We start from the raw sequence: 17,561 nt of genomic DNA on the forward strand, positions 1-17,561 counted from the left end.
CAATATGGACAAGAGTTTAGAGTATTTATTTAAGCCTAAATCAGTAGCAATAATTGGTGCCTCGAGAGAGCCTGGAAAAGTTGGACATGCTATACTGAAAAATATAATTGAGAGCGGATATAAGGGAAAAATATATCCAGTAAATCCAAAAGCAGACAAAATACTTGGTCTGGATGTATATAAATCTGTCTCAGAAATTCCAGGCGATATAGATCTAGCAGTAGTAGTAGTACCAGCTCATGTGGCATTAAGTACCTTAGAGGAATGTGGCAAGAAGGGTGTTAAGCACGCTGTCATTATTACAGCTGGATTTAAAGAAGTAGGAGGTGAGGGTATTGAAAGAGAGAAAAAGTTAGTAGAAATAGCTAAAAAGTATGGCGTGAGAATTGTCGGCCCTAACTGTCTAGGCATTATGGATCTCTATACCCCCATTAATGCTTCATTTGGACCTACTCCTTTAAGAAGAGGAGGAATAGCATTTATATCGCAAAGCGGTGCACTACTTTCAGCAATACTTGATTGGTCTTTGAAAACCGGTATAGGATTTTCAAAAATAGTTAGCTTAGGCAATAAAGCAGATCTAAACGAATCTGATTTCATAGAGTACTTAGGTGAAGACCCTGAGACCAAGGTCATTCTGCTGTATCTTGAATCCATAACTGATGGCAGGAGATTCGTAAGCATAGGTGCTAGTGTATCTAGAAAGAAACCGGTAATTCTCCTTAAAGGAGGTACAACAGAAGCTGGTGCAAAAGCTGCTTTAAGTCACACAGGCTCTATGGCTGGAGGAATAACAGCATTAAAAGTAGCATTAAAGAAAGCAGGCATAATACATGTTACAACAGTTTCAGAATTATTCGATATGGCTATAGCATTCAGTACCCAACCGATACCCAATGGAGATAGAATAGGTATTGTGACAAATGCTGGTGGTGGTGGGGTAGTTACATCAGATATCCTAACATCGAAAGGATTAAAGTTGGCTTCTTTATCCAAACAAACTATAGACTATCTACGTAACAGTCTACCACCTATGGCATCTGTATACAATCCTGTTGATGTGCTCGGTGATGCACAAGCTGATAGGTATAGACTTGCTATAGAAGCTCTTCTTAAGGATCATAATGTAGATGGATTAATAACAATATTGACGCCACAGGTAGTTACAGAACCTGAGGAAACAGCTAAGGTGATTATAGAGCTAAGTAAGTTGTATCCTTCTAAGCCAGTAGTAGCGGTATTTATTGGTGGTGATAAAGTCGAAAAAGCATCCAAGATGCTTATCGAGAATAACATACCTGTGTATGATATGCCTGAAAAAGGCGTTATAGCAATTTATGGTCTGAGCATGTATAGAGAGTTAAGAGAATATATATTAAAGACATTAGAGCATGTGAACATATATGACGTAGATAGAAAGAAGGTACTTTCAATAATAGAAAGCATTAGAAATCAGAATAGAAAAGTGTTATTAGAGTCAGAAGCAAAAGAAGTAGTTAAATGTTATGGTATGCCTGTTGCTCCAACAATGTTAGCTACCTCCGAAGATGAAGCTGTAGAAATAGCCAACATTATGGGATATCCCGTGGTACTCAAGATAGCTTCCCCGGATATAACCCATAAATCTGATATTGGTGGTGTTGTAATGAATGTAAGATCTGACAATGATGTTAGAGAAGCATTCAGATCTATTATATTCAACGTACGAAGATTTTCACCACAATCATCAATATACGGTGTTGTTGTACAAAAGATGGTTCCAAAAGGCAAAGAGGTTATAATAGGTTCTACAAAAGACCCGGTGTTTGGCCAAATAGTTATGTTTGGTCTCGGTGGAATATATACAGAACTATTCAAGGATGTATCATTTAGATTAGCACCATTATCTCTCTACGAAGCTAAAGAGATGATTATGGAAACCAAGGCTTATACTCTTCTAAAAGGATTTAGAGGAGAACAGGCCGCAGACATAGCATCTGTGATAAATATACTGTTGAGAGTAAGCAAGCTTGTTACAGATGTACCAGAGATAGTAGAAATGGATATTAATCCCCTATTCGTATATGAAGAAGGAGCTGGAAGTATGGCTATAGATGTTAAGATGGTTATAGAATAGGTGATGGATACGGCTAAATCTATACTAATCTTGGGCGAAAGAGGTAAAACAGTAGTTATATATGGACTTTTAAAGAGATTTTCTCAAGAGGGATTAAAGGTTGGATACTTTAAGCCTATCGCTAGAGCTCGGTATAGACTTCCATCAATGAAATACATTGATCCAGACGTCTTAGCAATTAAAGAAGCTCTCGGTCTTAAAGATCCAGTAGAATGCATGAGCCCTCTAACAATATCGCGTGGTATCATAGAATTAAAAAAGGATATAGATAACTTAAAGAGACTAATCATAGATTGTTTCAATAAGGTAAGTGAAGGAAAGGATGTTGTAGTTATAGAAAGTTATCCTGTAACGGAGACCATGTCTAGTATAGGATTACCTTTACCAGAAATAGCCAAACTGCTGAATGTAAAATCCGTATATGTGGCTGTAGCTAAGGATAGAGATATTATTGATGAAGTTGTAGACAGGGTATATCTCTACAAATGTTTCTTTGAACGATATGGTGTAGCTTTAGATGGCGTTATATTCAATAATGTTCCGGTATACCATGTAGAAAGAGTGAATGATTTATTGGTACCAGTAGTCGAGAATCTAGGTATGAAGGTATACGGAGTTATATCGGAGAAACCTAGACTCTTAGCACCAACAGTTAGAGATGTAGCTGAAGCACTGAATGCCGAAGTGCTTGAAAATGAGGATAGACTTAACAATATCGTTGAAGACATTATTGTTGGAGCCATGGCTCCCACAGCAGCTTTAAGATGGTTCAGAAGAGCCATAAATGCAGCAATAATTACTGGAGGAGATAGAACAGATCTAATTATAGCAGCTTTAGAGACAAGACCTAGTGTTGTAATACTCACAGGTAATTTGTACCCTGATGTCGGAGTGTTGATTAAGGCCAAGGAGGTTAATGTACCTTTACTGCTTGTTCCTTATGATACTTATACAACAATTGAAAAATTGCGTGAAGTTCAGTCGATAGTTACAGCTGATTCACTAAAAGCTAAAGAGAATGATATAGTATCGACAATAGATAAAGAGGTTGATTGGAAAAAACTTTTAGAGTAATGTATTAGACCTAGAGCATTGAACACATAATCTAGTTTATTTCATTTAACCTATTTTTCACTTTCTGAGCCTACTTAATTGTTTTAGAAGCTCTAAATCACCTTGATAATCACCTGCACATGTAGCTATTAAACCCTCGACTAGTCCTTCAAGTTTTTCAGCAAATGTTAAAGCATTTTCAAGAGATGTTGTGGGGGTCCACCCTATTCGTGCAAGAATTTCAGCATTACGTGGAGTCTTTATCAAGAAGTATGTGTATAAAGGTACATTGAGTTTCTTTATCTCAAATGAAATTTGTTCAAGCAATGGTAGCGTAGTGTCGTCTAATCTCATGAAGAATGCAAAATCCCATCCAGTTTTAACTCTATTAATCATGTCATCAACACCAAATTGCTTTACTCCATATCTATCTCTCCAAGGTTTTGGAGACAACAGGCAACCAAGCTTAACGCGTTTCAGCTTTATTTCTTTTTTCAAGAAATCTCGACAGTCTTCTGAATTTTTCCAGTATCTAGCTGCTAAAGGTTCTCCATATTTGGGTTCGTCACCAAATGTAAGCACAAGACCGTCGAGTCCAACAGCATCAGCAGCAAGAGCTAAAGCACCAATTTCAACAGGACCTTTGTAATTTAATATGAAGATAGGTATCACTATTTTCTCTGGGTATTTAACCTTTAACACACATCCAACAGCTGTTCCACTAGGTGCAGGTATACCAGCAGCACTATCAGTTATATTCCATCCATCAACTAGGTCCTTAGTCTCTTCAGCCATTTGTAAAAATTTTCTTGTAGGAACAAACTCGTGCAATATTTTCAACTTTACCACCATTTACATATTCAAAAGAATTGCTATATAAATTTTACTAATGTTTTGTTTAATGTATATTAATACTGCATTAGAATATTAAAATATTATTACTAGAATTTTGATGAGAGGTTTAATCTATGAGACCTATGTTTTTAGCGATAATTCTTGTGGCCTGGATAGCTTTGGTATTCTGAGGAAGCGTCAATAGAGATTTCCCCTCTAGGTTATAAGTGTATATGACATCATCATTAGGTATTGTTCCTGCATATTCATAACCCAACTGAGAGGCATACCTTGCTACCTCACGGACCGTATTTTCGGACATTCTATTACCAACAAGAAAGAGTTTTTCAGGCTTTATGTTTACCTCTTTTGCTATCGTTATAATTCTTTCAGCAGTTTTTATACTCATAATGGAAGGATCTACAACAACTATGAGGGTATTAACATATCTATCAACTCTTCTACTTAGATGTTCTAAACCAGCTTCCATATCCATTAAGACAACACTATAATTCTTCATTAACTCTACAAGGATTCTTGTAAGAATTGAATTAACATAACAATAACAGCCTTCTCCTTCACCTCTACCCATAGCTATTAAGTCAAAGTGGGGTGTTTCAGTTAGTGAATCTCTAAGTATCCAATATTGGAGTAGAGATGATTTTTCGAAACCCAAATCAGATATGTTATTGCTTTTCTTTCTAAATTCTTCAACAATATCACCAATAGTTTTGTTGATATTAACGCCAAGAACCTCGGGCAAGTTTGTAGCAGGATCTGCATCTACTACGAGTATTGTGTCGTCTGTAGCGTTATCTATTAACACCTTAAGTAGAAGTGCTGTTAGAGTAGTTTTTCCAGTTCCTCCTTTACCTGAGATTGATGCTATGAAGGGTCTACGCATCGTATCACACTTAGTTAATCACTATACTAATGTTTTAGTTTATTATTTCTCTAGTTTCCAAGGTTTTATTCCTAAACTCTTTTTCCACCATGTTGGAAAAAGTTCTTGTTTTCCAGGAAGTATGAATCCTGATTCATATTCTTCCATAAAGTTGGGATCAAGCATGAGCTCTATCGTAGCAATATTTTTTGCTACTTTTTCAACATAATTAATGTACTCTCTAGATACAGTTGTCATTATTGCTCCACCTAGAGATCCATTACCTATATAGATTACTTCTGCTTTAAGAAATTCAGGTATCATGCCTATGGCTACAGCACTATCAATATTGAGGTATCTTCCAAAAGCGCCACATATGAAGACACGGGTAATCTTATATACATCTAGGTACATTCTTTTCAACAATATTGCTATAGCTGCGCATACAGAGGATTTTGCATCTATAATATTGTATATATCTTTCTCCGTAATGACTATATCTCTTCCGGTAGCAGATTCATCACCACTAACCACAATGTATTCATAACCATCACTACCCTTTCTGATATACGGTGATTCTATATCTTTATAGAACTTACCTTGTCGATCTATAACGCCATGTATGAAAAGTTGTGCAACTAGATCTATATATCCTGAACCACATATACCTATAGGTTTCACGTTTCCTATGACTGAGTATCTTGCTTTTAATGTTTGTGGATCTATTTGTACACTCTCGATAGCTCCCTGAATTGCTCTAACACCGCATTTCAATCCCCATCCTTCAAATGCAGGTCCAGCTGGTGCTGTTGTTGCTAAGAACCAGTTCTTACACCCTATAACAACCTCAGTATTAGTCCCAATATCAATTAAAAGTGCTGGTTCATCAATTAGATGAAGACCTGCAGTAACAATATCACCGATAACATCTCCTCCTAAGAATCTACCGCTACATGGTAGAACATAAACAATAGCATCTCTATTGGTATTCAGCTCGAGATCTGAGGCCTTTAATATATATGGTTTAGGGTCTATTTTAACTGGGGTTTTAAAAGAGCGTATTAATGGGTATGGATCTAAACCCACAAAAAGGTAGGTCATGACAGTATTTCCTGCTACTGAAATGTGGTAGAGTTCTCTATTATCTATCTTGTGTTTCTTGCATAAACTATCTATTAGTCCGTTTATAGTCTCTATAACGGTTGTTTTGAGTTCTCTCAAACCCTCCTTATCAATAGCATACGATATTCGTGATACAAGGTCTTCTCCATACATAATCTGTTTATTGAATTCTGATTCTACGTCGATAACCTTTCCCTGAGCTATATCTATTAGCGCTACAACAACTTTTGTTGTACCTATATCTACAGCTATACCGTAAATATGGTCTTCTGTTTTAACATCTATAACAACATTATGTATGGGGTTGATGATGACAATGGCCTTGCCATTGATGTCTAGTAATGATTCTGCTTTCTTTCTTAGTTCTTCGTCAAATTTGTAAAATGTTGCAAGTTTAACGATATCTGTATATTCAGATATGATTGATCTAGATATGATGGGGTTCACGATTAGTTTAGGTAACAATACAGATGAAAGAAGCTTAGCTTTTCTAAACTGACTTTCAGGAGGCACAAATACTTCTACATCTTCTATGATTTTAGCTAAACAAGCTAAGACGTATCCCTTGGCCTGCTCTTCTTCAGAAATCAATGTTTTGTCGGTTAGCCTGTGATCTACTTTTCCCTTTATAAGAACCTTGCATTTACCGCAAAATCCTTTACCACCGCAAACACTTCTGATGCCTATACCCAATTTTTGGGCTATCTCTAATATCGTTATTCCTTTAGTTACAGTTGCAGCTACATTGTATTGTGGAAATATTACTTTAGCATAATTCTCTTTAGTTATCGAACTTCACCCAATTTTCAGAAGAACAACCATGAGATAGATAAATCATTATAAACATTTGTAAACATTTTATTAAGTTGAAAGCTCCTGTATTTTGCTTTCTGTGAATTCTTTTTCAATAAACTTGCCTAGCTCACTAGAATCCATGGGTCCTACAATTACTCGCCATCCAGTTGAATCTTCTATGTCTCCAGAAACTCTAGCAGCTTTACCAGGTATAATTAGTATCTTGTGTTTAATCTTTTTATCGAGATTAGAGGCTCTTATCACTTCAGCTACTTTTTCACCTGTGAATTTTCTACCTGCTACAGCTACATCAACGGCAAGCCCTTCAGTATCTATAACAACAAGCCAAGCATTAATCTTAGCCTTTTCTAAATCACTCAGAACAATACTGTAGGTAAGAGCGTAATTTGATGTAACGATAACAGGAGAGAATTCATTAGGCTTACCTACTTCTCTAACACCTGATGGAACAGCTACAGGCTTTCTTGGATCTGTATATAGTTGGAATCTCCATATAACTAATGGTAATAGTACCCAACCTTCTATTGAATGCATAATCAAAAGATCTGCATATCTAGTCATCAACATAGTTCCTAGTATTGCTTCCCACCACATCTTATCCATAATATCGCCTTCATCTAAGCTCCAAACAGATATAGGTGTACTTATGAGTGGATATCCAGCATACTTCCATAGATCTTGTACTGCTTTATATCTTAGCCATGTATATGCTTTAATTGTATACGATAATCCTCCCACTCCTATGAATGTTCCAGGATCTAGAGCTAGATCGTTTACACCAAGTTCTTCACTAAGTGTTTTAGCTATGGAGACTAGCATTTCTAGATCTCCAGGACTCGATACAGCAAGAGGTACATCGAATCTTCTCGCAATTTCTGCCATTTCTCTCCAGTTATCTTTTGTTGCAGCGTATATCAATGGCCTATGTTCTTGAGGCAATACATTTAGTCCTGCCTCTATAATAGATGGATTAACAGAACATAGAATTAATGGATATGTGGTATTTTCAGCAACTAATTGAACTGTCTTCGCATACTGTTTATAGTCATTTGATACAGATCTTATTGCTATAAGATCAAGACGAAGTCTCTGTCCAACATATTCGTACTCGAACTTCTCAATTTTTTCAATTCTTTGAAGTATAATATCTCTATCCATAGAATCATCTACATCTATAGCTATAGCGGTGGGATTTATATACCTTAGCTCATGCCTATGAAGAACATATTCACCACCTATCTTTACAGTCTTCTTAGGACTTTTTAACACAATCTCCTTAACTGGTGGAGAAAGCATCATCCTCAGCTTCTGAAGATCCTCTTTATATCTACTGTCCTCAAATAAAGGTGGACATTGCTCTAGTAGTGTTTCGAAGTTAACAAGTTTAACAGCAAAAGCCATACAATTCAGCTCTCCACACTTTCCACAGTTCGTTTTAGGCAACAACTGATAGATCTGAATAGGTGTTGGTGGTTGCCAAGGCATATTTCTATACCACCGGTATCTTGGCTGATAACCAATTAAGTGTTTTTTCAGGATCCCTGGGCTTTGGTTCTGAGAATAAGTATTCACGAATTGATTTCAAGACTCTCATAGTAAGTGGATGTAGTATCATAAAGTAATCGGCTCCTGCTAATAGGCATATAATACACGTTAACGTCTCCCATAAAGGCCCTCTAATTTCTTTAGGTCCCCAGTAAGGATCCATGCTTATCCATGCCTCTCTAGCCCCCCAAGCATTAGCTGCACCAACATTGAATGGATGTTGCAGAAGTTCGTTACCTATAAGTGCAGCTAGGCGAGCCCTTTCCATTGTTGTAAATCCATACTCTGTGCCATAACCTATACCACCTATATTAAGATCAAGAATGATTCTGTTTCTTGGGATCCATGTATAAACTTTTCTGTTTATTTCTTCAGCTTTTTCGACACTCATCGGTGAGAAATTTATCACTACAGCATTTGTTTTGGCTATATTTGGACATACTTTCTCTAGATCCATGTCTAGATTTAGACTATTTAAAACCAAGCCCTCATTAGGAAATATTTCAACTATTTTATTGAAAACAATGATGTCTTTTTCAGGATTGCCACTTCCACCAGCAACAATAGGCACCTTAACTGTTTGAAGAATCTCTTCTAAAATCTTTGCACTAACCTCTGGAGATACATCCTTTACTGTAGGATCTGTACTAATTAAGTGTACATCTATTGCTTCAGCACCAAATTTCTTTACCCATATCCTAGCCCATTCCATAGGATTGTCAAGAGCGTCACCAAATACTTGCTTAACAGCTTTAGGTAAACTTATCCTCATATCAAATATGTCTCCACCAAAAGCTGGCATATGTGGAGGTTTATATCCTTGTAGATAGAAGTAAGGAGGCACTTCATGACCACCTAGAACTATAACATTATCTCTAGTACCTCCATCACTTTTTGTGGCACCTATCTTCACTTCTAAAACTTTTCCACTGAATTTTGGTTTAGGCTCTTCAAAAGGAATACGTACTATCTCAAGAATTTTTCTACCAATGGTTTCAGTAATCTTAGCTACAGCAACAGCACCTTGTACCTCTGGTTTGGGTGATTCTAGTACCTTCTGAGGTATAAGTGCTATAGGTATTGGGAGTGTCTCTAGTGATGTTTCTGGTACTTGAAGTGTAATTTCATCAAATTGTAGCTCAATGTTGTAGAGCTCCACAATTCCTTTCTCAAGTGCTTCTACAATTTTTGTTAATAAACCTATGATTTCTGCCTGATTCTTAACTTTATCATTATCCTCGTTCTTAGATATCTTTATATTGTTACTCATTTGTGTTCCACTCCCTCTCTCTTTATAACAACTTTTTCAATTCTAATTCGTACACCCTTAAGGTTAACGACTATCTTTGGTCCTTTGGATTCTACCGAAGGCATAGGTATGGTGACTGAAACCGTTATACCTCCTGGTGCAGGTACTGTTATTGTCTGTACTGTCGATGTAGCTGGAGCCACTACCTGAGGTTGGGGTAAAGCAACCGGTGTAACACCATGTTCTGCTACCTTTGTTTCTACTTTTTCCTCAATCTTTTTAGGAACTTCTTCAATTTTCTTTTCTTCAGTTTTAATTATCTTCTTCATTATTGGATGAGCTTTTTCCAGTAAGAATTTCTTTAATTCATCAATGCTATTAGCATCTTTTTCTGTTGCAATCTTATCTCTGAGCTCTATGGGTATAGCATCTAAAACTTTTTCTTTTAGATCTAGAGGCATCCAAACTATTCTTGTCCATCCACCATCAGCTTGAAACAGCTTCTTACTCTTTAGATAGAGCATGCCTATGCCTTGGAAACCAGGTACCTGCTTACCACCACCAACAGCATCAGCTATCTGGCTGAACCTTAAACCAATAGGTGTTGTACCATTAAAACCTCTATGTACAAGCCCCACCGCATCTAGTTCTGGAATATAGAATGTAGCTATTTCGAAACATCCACAGATTGTAGGTGGCGCCTCAAATAGAGAGTAGAGTCGGATTCTTTGTATGGTGCCATTTGATAACTTCTTTATAGCTTCATTTACACCTTCATACTCACCAGCGATAGGATCTAGTAACTTACCTTTGGCAACAGGTTGAATAGGTCCTTTAGGATCTATTTGAGCGGCAACTCTAGCATCTAGCCATGAGATAGCTCCACAAGCTGATGGTCTTTCAGGTGTAATTATGCATGCATGTGTTGGTGCAAAAGATTGACATAATTTACAGGCATAAAACGTATCTACATCTTCATCTTTTAGTCCAAGAGCTCTTCTATCTCTCTCTTCATATACTTTAAGCGCTTGTGGATGAAGTAATTCAACAACCTTGGCATCAGTTACAAATATTAACCTCATTTTATCTATTATAGGGAATGCTGATTTAAATAATCTATAGAGAGCCGTACCTATGTATCTAAAAGAGTTCAATCCTTTTTGGTAAGATTTCTTGCTAACCCTAAGCCAAATATCATATCTTTGATTTAAGTGCATGTATCCCTGTATATAATTGCTAAATTCATGTATACGTCTCTCTAGAACTCCTTCCCCCTCTGGCTCAAGTCCTTTACCCGATGCCTCTATTATAACAGCATAAGGATACCTTCCTCCTTCAACCATTTCGTTTAGATCAGGACCCACAATGACTATTTCTCCATCATTTATTTCATCAATCTTTCTAACAAGAAATAACTCAAACTTATGTGGAACTTTAGGACCTCCAAGTTCTACGTACATATCATTTGCCCTAACTCTCTGACCCTCATACTGAGGACCTACATCGACAGGAATGTCTGTGAATACACCTTTTGGTGGCGGTGGAGGAACTCTATATAACTTTATTGGTACATCTTTTGGCAATTCTATTCTATCAATAATTTTTAATTCACGAATTTCAATACTCATTGTTGTTACCTACATATAGTTATGTAAAATCTACGTTGTTGAAGATTTAAGTATTTCTATCATCTGTAACAAGTTCTTAAACCATAGTTGAAGCGGTAATGATGGCAGGGTCCATGTAGCATTTGGTTGAGCATATGGATCAATGGATAGTGTTTGTATATCTGCTCTATAATGTTTCAGATGGTTGAGTAATAACCATCCATATGTGTATCTAGTTCCAATCAATACAACTAATTGATAATTAAATTCTCTTCGAGACAACTTTTGTACTAATTCTAGAGGAAACGCTATTTTATAGTTAGTAAAACCTGCTTCATCAAGTCTACGGACAACTAAGGCATCTGATGTTATTATTGGAATACCAATAATTTTTGATATTTCTGTTATTATTTTAACGATATCTGCATTAAGTATTTTCTCAATGGTTCTTATATTTGATCCAATAAACATAACTGCAGAATGTCTAGACCTCTTAATAATATCGACAACCTTGCCGATGTCTGTAAGAACAGTAGCTCTTATGGGTCCTGGAGGTATATCTCCTTTCAACCAATACTCAAGAGCCATAAGCCCCACCTATAGTTTTGCGCCTTCCTTTCTTAATCTATACTTCTCTATAACATCTTCAACAAGTGTCGGATTTGCAGTAACAGGTTTTTCTTTCCAACCAACTTCTTTAAGATATGTCAATACTTCATCTCTATAGGTTATAGGTATATCGGCCTCTGTTCTTATGAACATGTGTATGTCTTTTGGTAGCTTATTAACTCCATAGAATTGTTTGTATAGAGATATATAGTTAGTCAACTTTATAGCCCTACCTTGTGGAGTGTCGGCAGGCCTTATGCATAGTTTAGGTGCCATTATCATGGCTTCCTCAAATGTTTCAGCTGCATAGAATAGATGTTGTGGTGCTGGTCCTCCATAGACTTTCTCACCAGTGATAGCATCATAGACATACCAACTATCTTCATTATCATCACCTAAAAGCATTCTTCGGTATTTTAATCCATGAGGTCCCACAATTACGGGTACACCTAGACGCCAAAATCCTGCCGCTATAGCAGCCGCTTTTTGGCTCATAGCACCCCATGCAATACCCACTGCACCAACTCTATTCAGTATATAGTCAGCTATTTCAATATAGTTTGCTCGTAAGGGCAATTTCGCAAATATGTTGGCAATCTTTATGACCGCTCCAGCTATGTGGGAATTTGCTACACATGAACCAACATTAACAATACCTCCAGCCTCAAAAACACCTGAAAATTCTTCATATGGTGTTCTACCTTCATCGTTTTTATACATAGCTATAGCCATTGCTGAACAACCAGAGGCAACAACAATGTATCTTCTAGATGCGAATTCTCTAGCCATTAGTGCAACATCTTGAGCACCTTCAGACCAATTGGCACATCCAACAAAAGCTACAACACCTGGTATTGTACCTAAAACAATGTCTCTACCAACAGCTCTTATTTCTGTATCTTGTATAGGTCCTCTACCAATTCTACATCTATATCTTTCATTTGCAATCTCTTTTGTTGATGCCAGAATAAGTGACAGAATAGGTATTTCTCTGGGACACTCATATTCACATCTCCTACAAGCAAGACATAGAGTGTATAGAGATGATAATTTTGTTATATCTCCCTTGGATGCTAATACCATAGCTGATGATATTTGAAGGTTCTGTGGACAGTTTCTTTCACAATTTCTACACATAGAACATTTCTTAGCATATTCAACAATCTCTTTTTCATTCAATAAACTCCATTTATACTTAGCTCTCATAGGAGCTATCTTCAAGGCAGTCTTAACCGCTATTTGAGCTACCTTCTCTTCATCAAGGATTACAGCACCAGGAATTTTTCCATTTACAAGTTCATCAACAACAGAGTCAGGATCAGCATAAGTTCTATCAGGAAGACCTCTCATAGCTTTATCTGTTGTAGCTATTAGGATGGCACCTATCTTTTTGATCTCTTCAAGAATATTCGTGTATATACACTGTTCATCAATTACAACAACATCTGGTATCCCTGTTCTAATAAACCTCAGTTGCCATGATATAGGGCCTACAATTTTTGCACGTCTCTTTTCATATCTAGTTATGTCATGAGCTGTACAACATAATCCACACACCTCTACTTTATCTCTTATACCCATAGCCTCTAAGTAGTCAACTATAGCTGCTGAAGGTAGAACATTATGTCCTATAACCAAAATTACAGGCTTCGTTATATCTATTGAGCCTATACCTAAATCAACAAGAGGAGCATTAGGATCAGCTTTAGGCATACCCAACGAAATTATCTGAATAACATCAGCAACTTCTAAAGCAACATGATCTAGCATTCCTAAATGAAGTACTTTAGATTCATAATCAATCCAACTCCCTTCTTGACCAGTATGAACACTTGCTAATGTTTGCACTATCTGTCTCTCAATATAATCTAAGACTATTTCGAGATCTTTAATAGTTCTAGGCCTAACACCTGTTACTAACCTAGTTATAGGCATTTCAACATAAACTTCACCACCTAAGTCAATAGGCATGTTATCACCGTATTTAGATTTAATTTTCTCAAGAAGCTCTCTAGCATGACTTGCATGTGTTGAAGCACCAATAGCACATACAAGTGTTACTAATCTCGACTGTTGTTCAGATAAATTTAATCCACAAGATCCCCTCTTATCTCTAGATAGATCACATCTTCCATAAGTACAGAGGCAACACAAATCACAATATGGAAGATAGAGAGGTTTATATCTATTTAATAGTTTATGATCCCAAGATCTTAAGGTCGCTATTGAAGGAAAGGGTGTAGGTCCGGGTGGTTCTTCCCATTCTTCAATAATATATCCTATACTGATATCAAGCCCCTTTATATTTCCTGCGGGTGTTGTAATTTCATCAATCTTTAACCGAAAATTTCTATAAGGAATACTCATACTTTATCACGTAATCAATCTTACCTTAATTATGCAGTATATGTCTTAACAAGTTAATATAGTTAAATATACGCAATGCACACAAAGTAGATATTAGGTTTGCAATTTTATTCAAGTTACATCTCTATATAGATTTTTGCCAAGATACATTAGTATTTTTTTCTTTAACTGTTCTAATGCTCTAACAGCAGGTGATGATGGCTTAAAATCTATTAAGGAGATCCCGTAGGTGTCAGCTTCAATCACAGATTCGTCATATGGTATATAGTGGAACAACTTCTTTTGTAAGTTCTTCTCAATGTTTATAATATCTTCCTCTTTCTTAATTTTGTTTGCAACAATCTCAATTTTTTTAATACCTATTTCATTAGCAAATTTTTCCATTTTTAGAGCAACATCAATAGCTTTTATGGAAGGCTCTACAACACATAACATCAAGTCTATGTTCTTTATAGTTCCTCTACTCAAGGGTTCTAATCCTGCAACCATATCGAGAATAACTACGTCTTTTCTACCTAAAATTAGATGGGATAGAAGAGCTCTTAAGAATGCGTATTCAGGGCAGAGGCATCTAGATCCTGCTTTCCTAACTTCACCAAATTTTATTACGGTTACATTATCTGGACCTTTGATACCAAATTTCTCTACTACGTCATCAACTTTTGGATTCATTATATAGATATTATTAGATAGAATTGTTCGAGAACGTATGAATTCTTCTTCATTAAATAGTATAGGTGCTTTTTCGGCTATATCATGTGGAATACCTACAGATACGGCTAGGTTTAGACTTGGATCTGCATCAATAGCTATAACATTGTAACCTTCTCTACCTATAAATCTTGCAAGACCTGCAACTATTGTTGTTTTTCCTACACCACCTTTTCCTACAACAGCTATTTTCATCTGCTGTAAACCTGGATAGCAGTATCATTATTTATTCTTCTTTAGAATAACTTTATGGTTCAAGAAGTCAATGTAATCTATAGAAACATTATCTAGTTCATACCTCTTGCCCGATATATCAATGACTATGAAGCCCCCTTCCTTAGGCGTAAGGGATACAGCATTCTCTACAATGAGTTCATAATATTCACCTTCTCTCATATAAATCTTAGATTCACACATATCTAGCACCAGCTCATTCTCTATAGATATTAAATAAGCTAATAAAGTTTAAGAAGAATATATGAGTTAAGCATTATTGAAACCATTTAGTGAGTAGTTATGGTCAAGATACTTCTTACGGAATATGTTGTAAGTACATACGGTCTGAATAACTATTCCTATATCTCTCTTCTTGCTGAAGCCTATGCCATGACTAGATCGCTTGTCAAGGTATTAAAACATGCTGGTGTTGATGTAATAATTACGCTTTCTAATCAAATCCATAATATGCTTGGTAGGGATATTAAGGTAGATGACGTGGTTATTATAGAAGGTAACTACATCAATGTTTTAGAAGAACTCAGAGAAGATGTAGATTATGCTATAGCAATAGCGCCTCCACATGAGATGATAACTATAGTAGAGATTCTTAGAGATAAATTTTTGGGTCCTTCTTACGACTTAACGAAAATTTTATCTGATAAATATGAGGCTACATTAATGTTACGTAAATGTGGTTTGAAAACACCTCTAACACTTTCCGCATATAGCTCTTCTGAGAAAATAAGTATTGACGAAGTTTCCTTTCCTGTTGTTGTAAAGCCTTCAATGTCAGCTGGTGCAGAATGTGTATATATTGCTAGAGATAAAGATAGTTTTGTTGAGTCTATTCGTAAGATTACTAAGTGTGATCCTAAAGGATATGTAGTTATTCAAGAGTATGTTGAAGGTTTTCACGGAAGTATTTCGATGGTGGTGTATAATAGTGAAATCTATCTTTATAGCCTTAATCTTCAGCTTATTTCTATATTAAATAATAGAATTGTATATAATGGTAATGTATTACCTTTAAGAAATAAAGATTATGTTCAAGTAGCAAGAAGTGTTGTAGAGAAAATAGTGAAATGCTTGAGTGGATTGAAAGGGTACATAGGGATTGATGTCGTATGGAATGATGAGGACATGTATGTTATTGAGGTTAATCCAAGATTTACAACAGCTGGAGTAGCGATATCTGAACTTTATCCAGATTTAGGGAAGATACTTATAGGGTACAGGTTACCCGGTAAAGAACGATATCTTGGTAATTTGGTTCAAGGTTATGCATACATCATTAAAAACGTAGATCATATTGAGAGAAACTGTTTGGATTCAAGTTCCCCAAATTTTGATCTATGTTTAGATAAACTAATAACTATAGGGAGGGTAGCGGAATTTAAAGATGTATTAAATATTTTACTTAAACAGTATGGAGATTTGGTGAAAAACCTAGCATACAACATAACGATAGTGAGTAACGAAATTAATTAAAAGATTTATGAATAATCTTCAACTTTACCAGAATTACTGGATAATGCTTAACCTTATTCATATCGATCCATTTAATATCTTTAAAGTCTCTCTTATTGAGATTCATGAGCATCTCTACAGCAGTTCTACCAAGTCCATGGCCCATAAATTTTTCGACAAATTTAGCTATATAGAGAATTAAATGTAGACTAAGTCTAATTCCTTTATATGCTATAGGTGTAGGGTAAGCAACAAACAGATTTCTAAATTTCTTACCAAGAATGTAGCTAACGAAGCCTAAATCTATGACACCTTTTATGGTAGAGAATCTAGTTGCAAAGACAACATTCTTTAAATATTTCATTCGATATGTTTTATCTGTATCTATAACGAGGATATTCACATATTTCTTTAGATTTCTGTATATTTCAATCTGTATCTTATTAAGAACATGATCTATATTCAGTAATGGCAACGACACATAACTGTAAGGCAAATTAGTAGTATCTATACCAGCTTCAGATACTGGTTTCAAGAAATGCTTAAGACCTCCGTAACGTAGCGCCAACTTTTTATGAGCTCCAAGCACTTTTATTGATGTGTTATCGAGAATCGATAATATATCTTGAGATTTAAGAAGAGATCTTAATAACTTTGTCCAGAGGATTTTTACAGTCATAAACGTGAATAGTTTGGTAATTATGTCTACATGTATTATCTCTTCATCATATATATTGCCTAGAGCAATAGACAACGCTTTTTCAGATATGACAAGGATATCTCCATTTTCTATATGATTTCCGTATCTATCAATTATTTCGTTAATAAAATTAGCTCCAGGATACCAATACTTAAATGGTCTTCTAAGTATTCTTAGAATAATTCTATACTTAGTCACTGTGGAAACCATCTATCAAATTCTGTCGTCATTAAAATTCCCTACAAATCAATAAGTTTCATAGC

14 protein-coding genes are annotated in these 17,561 nt (G+C 35.8%); 3 read left to right on the plus strand and 11 right to left on the minus strand.

Going from position 1 to position 17,561, the window contains the following annotated elements:
- Window positions 1–4 precede the first annotated feature (4 nt).
- Both QXK50_06505 and QXK50_06510 read left to right on the plus strand, forming a co-directional pair.
- Window positions 5–2,116, plus strand: a complete 2,112-nt coding sequence (locus QXK50_06505; GenBank protein ID MEM2008801.1) for an acetate--CoA ligase — start codon at window positions 5–7, stop codon at window positions 2,114–2,116.
- A 3-nt stretch (window positions 2,117–2,119) separates the two neighbouring features.
- The gene (locus tag QXK50_06510) at window positions 2,120–3,190 is read left to right on the plus strand and encodes a DRTGG domain-containing protein (protein ID MEM2008802.1); all 1,071 of its coding nucleotides are present in this window, start codon (window positions 2,120–2,122) and stop codon (window positions 3,188–3,190) included.
- Between the two features lie 57 nt (window positions 3,191–3,247).
- Here QXK50_06510 and QXK50_06515 read toward each other — a convergent pair whose 3' ends face one another.
- From QXK50_06515 to QXK50_06560, 10 genes are all read right to left on the minus strand, one after another.
- Entirely contained in the window at window positions 3,248–4,009 is a 762-nt protein-coding gene (locus tag QXK50_06515; protein ID MEM2008803.1) for a hypothetical protein, read from the minus strand.
- 121 nt (window positions 4,010–4,130) lie between these two features.
- Window positions 4,131–4,907 carry an AAA family ATPase gene (locus tag QXK50_06520; GenBank protein MEM2008804.1) on the minus strand — a complete coding sequence of 259 codons (777 nt, stop codon included), beginning with the start codon at window positions 4,905–4,907 and terminating at the stop codon, window positions 4,131–4,133.
- Between the two features lie 42 nt (window positions 4,908–4,949).
- Window positions 4,950–6,797: an ASKHA domain-containing protein gene (locus tag QXK50_06525; GenBank protein MEM2008805.1), complete on the minus strand. Its 1,848-nt coding sequence runs from the start codon at window positions 6,795–6,797 to the stop codon at window positions 4,950–4,952.
- 72 nt (window positions 6,798–6,869) lie between these two features.
- Complete coding sequence (acsC, locus tag QXK50_06530) at window positions 6,870–8,309, minus strand: acetyl-CoA decarbonylase/synthase complex subunit gamma (protein MEM2008806.1); 1,440 nt, start codon at window positions 8,307–8,309, stop codon at window positions 6,870–6,872.
- 4 nt (window positions 8,310–8,313) lie between these two features.
- Window positions 8,314–9,639, minus strand: coding sequence for a CO dehydrogenase/acetyl-CoA synthase subunit delta (cdhD, locus tag QXK50_06535; protein ID MEM2008807.1), 1,326 nt, complete (start codon window positions 9,637–9,639; stop codon window positions 8,314–8,316).
- Window positions 9,636–11,246, minus strand: a complete 1,611-nt coding sequence (gene cdhC, locus QXK50_06540; protein MEM2008808.1) for a CO dehydrogenase/CO-methylating acetyl-CoA synthase complex subunit beta — start codon at window positions 11,244–11,246, stop codon at window positions 9,636–9,638. The genes cdhD and cdhC overlap by 4 nt, the downstream gene beginning before the upstream one ends.
- 30 nt (window positions 11,247–11,276) lie before the next feature.
- Window positions 11,277–11,813: a carbon monoxide dehydrogenase beta subunit family protein gene (locus tag QXK50_06545; protein ID MEM2008809.1), complete on the minus strand. Its 537-nt coding sequence runs from the start codon at window positions 11,811–11,813 to the stop codon at window positions 11,277–11,279.
- A 9-nt stretch (window positions 11,814–11,822) separates the two neighbouring features.
- Window positions 11,823–14,201, minus strand: a complete 2,379-nt coding sequence (cdhA, locus tag QXK50_06550; protein MEM2008810.1) for a CO dehydrogenase/acetyl-CoA synthase complex subunit alpha — start codon at window positions 14,199–14,201, stop codon at window positions 11,823–11,825.
- 111 nt (window positions 14,202–14,312) lie between these two features.
- The gene (locus QXK50_06555) at window positions 14,313–15,107 is read right to left on the minus strand and encodes an AAA family ATPase (GenBank protein MEM2008811.1); all 795 of its coding nucleotides are present in this window, start codon (window positions 15,105–15,107) and stop codon (window positions 14,313–14,315) included.
- A gap of 27 nt (window positions 15,108–15,134) precedes the next feature.
- On the minus strand, window positions 15,135–15,329 hold the full coding sequence (locus tag QXK50_06560) for a CooT family nickel-binding protein (GenBank protein MEM2008812.1): 195 nt from the start codon (window positions 15,327–15,329) through the stop codon (window positions 15,135–15,137).
- Between the two features lie 99 nt (window positions 15,330–15,428).
- Between QXK50_06560 and QXK50_06565 the strand changes: the two genes are divergently transcribed.
- Window positions 15,429–16,619, plus strand: coding sequence for an ATP-grasp domain-containing protein (locus QXK50_06565; GenBank protein ID MEM2008813.1), 1,191 nt, complete (start codon window positions 15,429–15,431; stop codon window positions 16,617–16,619).
- Here QXK50_06565 and QXK50_06570 read toward each other — a convergent pair.
- A complete protein-coding gene (locus QXK50_06570; protein ID MEM2008814.1) occupies window positions 16,612–17,496 on the minus strand; it encodes a coenzyme F420-0:L-glutamate ligase in 885 nt (294 codons plus the stop codon). The genes QXK50_06565 and QXK50_06570 overlap by 8 nt on opposite strands.
- Window positions 17,497–17,561: the final 65 nt, after the last annotated feature.

Source organism: Ignisphaera sp., from assembly GCA_038831005.1.
Classification (GTDB): domain Archaea; phylum Thermoproteota; class Thermoprotei_A; order Sulfolobales; family Ignisphaeraceae; genus Ignisphaera.